Consider the following 2,991-nt stretch of genomic DNA (forward strand, 5'->3'; position numbering starts at 1 on the left):
TATAAGAGACAGCGACGCGGCGGCCGACGCCGCCCGGGCCGGCGCCGACATCGACCTGACCGGGGCGCAGCGCGACACCGACCCGACGCCGGTCGGCGCCGCCGACGCCGAGGCCGACCGGCGACGTGCCGCCGGTGAACTCTGACGTTCGGCGCCACGACACCGTCCACGGTGACGCCCCGGGAGAGTCTCCCGGGGCGTCACCGCGTCACCTCGCTTCGACGGCGCTAAATATTGCGCGGGTGTTTCCGACCATCGTAGGCTGCCGTGGGAGCGCTCCCGCGCCTTCGTCCTTTCTCGCCGGAGGGCCGTACCCCACCATGACCAGATTGCGACGGTTCCCATGAAGCATCCTCCGCGCCGCGCCCGGCGCCTCCTGGTCGCGGCCGGTGCCGTCGGCGCGCTGACCCTCGGCACGCTGGCCGTCCTGCCCACGACCGCCGCGATGGCCGCACCCGGCTGTTCGGTGACCTACACGACGAACAGCTGGTCCGGCGGGTTCACCGCCAGCGTGACCATCACCAACGTCGGCGACCCGATCAACGGGTGGACGCTCGGTTTCCGTTTCCCGGACGGCGGCCAGCGCCTGGCGCAGGGTTGGTCGGCGACCTGGAGTCAGAGCGGCAGCGAGGTCACCGCACGGAGCCTGAGCTGGAACGGGTCGCTGGCCACCCGCGCCAGCACCACCATCGGCTTCAACGGCACCTTCACCGGCGCCAATCCGGCACCGAGCTCGTACACCCTCAACGGCACGGTCTGCACCGGCTCGACCACACCGACCACTCCCCCGCCGACCACGCCGCCACCGACCACCCCACCGCCCGGCGGGCAGACCCCGGTGGCCGTCAACGGGCAGCTGCGGGTCTGCGGGGTCAACCTCTGCAACCAGTACGGCCGGCCGATCCAGTTGCGCGGCATGAGCAGCCACGGCCTCCAGTGGTTCGGCAACTGCTACAACGACGCCTCGCTGGACGCGCTCGCCACCGACTGGCGGGCCGACCTGTTCCGGATCGCCATGTACGTGCAGGAGGACGGGTACGAGACCGACCCGGCGGGCTTCACCAACCGGGTCAACGCCCTGGTCGAGGAGGCCACCGAGCGGGGCATGTACGCGATGATCGACTTCCACACGCTCACGCCCGGCGACCCGATGCACAACCTGGAGCGGGCCAAGACCTTCTTCGCGGCGGTGTCCGCACGGCACGCGTCGAAGAACAACGTGATCTACGAGATCACCAACGAGCCCAACGGGGTGAGCTGGTCGACCATCAAGAACTACGCCGACCAGGTCATCCCGGTCATCCGTGCCAACGACCCGGATGCGGTGGTCATCGTCGGCACCCGGGGCTGGTCCTCGCTGGGCGTCTCCGAGGGCTCCAACCACACCGAGATCGTCAACAACCCGGTGAACGCGAGCAACGTCATGTACGCGTTCCACTTCTACGCCGCGTCGCACCGGGACAACTACCGGGCCGAGGTCGAGCGGGCCGCCGCGCGGCTGCCGTTGTTCGTCACCGAGTTCGGCCTGGTGGACTACACCGGTGACGGCGCCGCCGACCTGGCCAGCAGCACCCAGTGGCTGGACCTGCTCGACCGGCTGAAGATCGGGTACGCCAACTGGACGTTCTCCGACAAGGCCGAGGGCAGTGCGGCGTTGCGGCCGGGCACCTGCAACGGCAGCAACTACACGGGTACGTCCATGCTGACCACCTCGGGCGCGTTCATGCGCGAGCGCATCCGGACCCCGGACAACTTCCCGACGAGCTGACCGACGGCGGCCCCGGCGCAGACCCGCCGGGGCCGCCGCTCACCGGGCGTTCCAGTAGCCCACCCCGGTCAACTGCTGGCGGCCCACGCCGAGACCGCGTCGGATGTGCTTGACGATGCTGCGGGCGGTGGCCGCCTCGCAGGCAACCCAGTAGTAGCCGCCGTCGCTGGCCTTCATCCCGTCGCGGACGGTGTCGACCAGGTGCCGCCCGTCGTCGCGGCGCGGCACCCACACCACCTCGTGGTGTGCACGGGCGCGGGCGGCCAGTTCCTTCTCGTCCTCGTGGGCGTACTCGATCCAGACCGTCGCCGGGATGTCCCGCGCGCTGTCCAGCAGGCTGTTCACCGCCGGCAGCGAGGCCGCGTCCCCGACCAGATAGAGGTGCCGGGGCGCCGGGTCGGGCAGGGCGAACCCGGTGCCGTGCACGGTGGCCTCGATGGTGTCGCCGGGGCGGGCCGCGCCGGCCCAGCGGGCGGCGACGCCGTCGTGCAGCGCGAACTCCAGGTGGAAGCGGCCGGTTTCCGGGTCCGGGTCGACGAGCGTGTACGCCCGCTGGTGCGCCCGTCCGTCGTTGTCGAACCAGAGCCGGATCCACATCGTCGGGTGGACCTCACACTCCTGGAGCAACCCGCCACCGTCGACCAGCAGACGTTGGTACCGCTCGTTCACCGGCGCGGAGTCCAGGACGGTCAGTCGGAAGTTCCGTCCTCCCATCGCCTTGAGGACCAGCGACTCCCAGTTCCGCTTCACCCGTGCCTCCTGCTACCGTCCCGAAAAGTTAGGTTAGGTTAACCTAACTCGCCGATCGTGGCGAGGACCCGGCGCTCCGACCGCGTGAGGGTCCACCCGCTCTGCCCATCCGAAGCGAGGCAGCATGTACCAGGAGAAGATCGCCGACCTCGGCACCCTCAGCCTGACCACCGTCGACCCGATGGTCGACGCCGAACTCCTGCACGGCTGGGTCACCCAGCCCCGCGCGGTGTTCTGGGGCATGGGTTCGCACACCCTCGACGAGGTGCGCGAGATCTACGAGTTCGTCGACGCTCTGACCACCCATCACGCGTACCTGATCCGGATCGACGACGTGCCGATCGGCCTGTTCCAGACGTACCAGCCGGCGGCCGACCCGGTCGGCGAGCGCTATCCCGTACGCCCCGGCGACATCGGCATGCACCTGCTGCTCGCCCCGCCGCCCGGCCTGCACCTGTCTCTTAGACCCCTCT

At 70.0% G+C, this 2,991-nt stretch carries 3 protein-coding genes; 2 read left to right on the plus strand and 1 reads right to left on the minus strand.

Features of this window, described 5'->3' with window-relative positions:
* Nucleotides 1-343 precede the first annotated feature (343 nt).
* A complete protein-coding gene (locus EYA84_RS29705; RefSeq protein ID WP_131057406.1) occupies nucleotides 344-1,768 on the plus strand; it encodes a cellulase family glycosylhydrolase in 1,425 nt (474 codons plus the stop codon).
* Between the two features lie 39 nt (nucleotides 1,769-1,807).
* Here EYA84_RS29705 and EYA84_RS29710 read toward each other — a convergent pair whose 3' ends face one another.
* Nucleotides 1,808-2,518 carry a siderophore-interacting protein gene (locus EYA84_RS29710; RefSeq protein WP_131057408.1) on the minus strand — a complete coding sequence of 237 codons (711 nt, stop codon included), beginning with the start codon at nucleotides 2,516-2,518 and terminating at the stop codon, nucleotides 1,808-1,810.
* A gap of 124 nt (nucleotides 2,519-2,642) precedes the next feature.
* Here EYA84_RS29710 and EYA84_RS29715 point away from each other — a divergent pair.
* Nucleotides 2,643-2,991: GNAT family N-acetyltransferase (locus EYA84_RS29715; protein ID WP_131057410.1), on the plus strand; the 349-nt coding region annotated here is incomplete at its 3' end.

Origin of the sequence: Verrucosispora sp. SN26_14.1, assembly GCF_004307965.1 — a bacterium.
Taxonomy (GTDB): Bacteria; Actinomycetota; Actinomycetes; order Mycobacteriales; family Micromonosporaceae; genus Micromonospora.